This window comes from Christiangramia aestuarii (genome assembly GCF_009735585.1).
Classification (GTDB): Bacteria; Bacteroidota; Bacteroidia; order Flavobacteriales; family Flavobacteriaceae; genus Christiangramia; species Christiangramia aestuarii.
Genome location: NZ_VJVW01000161.1, coordinates 1 through 372, shown reverse-complemented (window position 1 = coordinate 372; position 372 = coordinate 1). Strand labels below are relative to the sequence as shown.

Sequence of the window (372 nt, the reverse complement as noted above, 5' to 3'; positions counted from 1 at the left end):
TTTTGCCAGTGCCATGCGGTTCGCCTCAGGCCTTGAAGTTGTCGCACAGCGCCTGGGCTTCGGCCACGTCCAGGGTGCCTTCGTAGATCGCCCGGCCGGTGATGGCGCCGATGATCCCCGGGGTGCGGGCGTCCAGCAGCTTCTGGATGTCGCCGAGATTGTGGATGCCGCCGGAGGCGATCACCGGGATCCGCGTGGCATTGGCCAGCGCGGCGGTAGCCTCGACGTTGCAGCCCTGCATCATGCCGTCCTTGGAAATATCCGTGTAGACGATGGCGGACACCCCGTCGGCCTCGAAGCGACGGGCCAGGTCGATCACCTGGACTTCGCTGACCTCGGCCCAGCCGTCGGTGGCGACGAAACCGTCCTTGG

Annotated in this window: 1 protein-coding gene; it reads right to left on the bottom strand. The window is 66.4% G+C overall.

Annotation, left to right across the window (positions count from 1 at the left end; all coding sequences use genetic code 11):
* Positions 1 to 25: 25 nt before the first annotated feature.
* A partial coding sequence (locus tag FLP08_RS17355) for a HisA/HisF-related TIM barrel protein (protein WP_238388524.1) occupies positions 26 to 372 on the bottom strand: 347 nt, incomplete at its 5' end.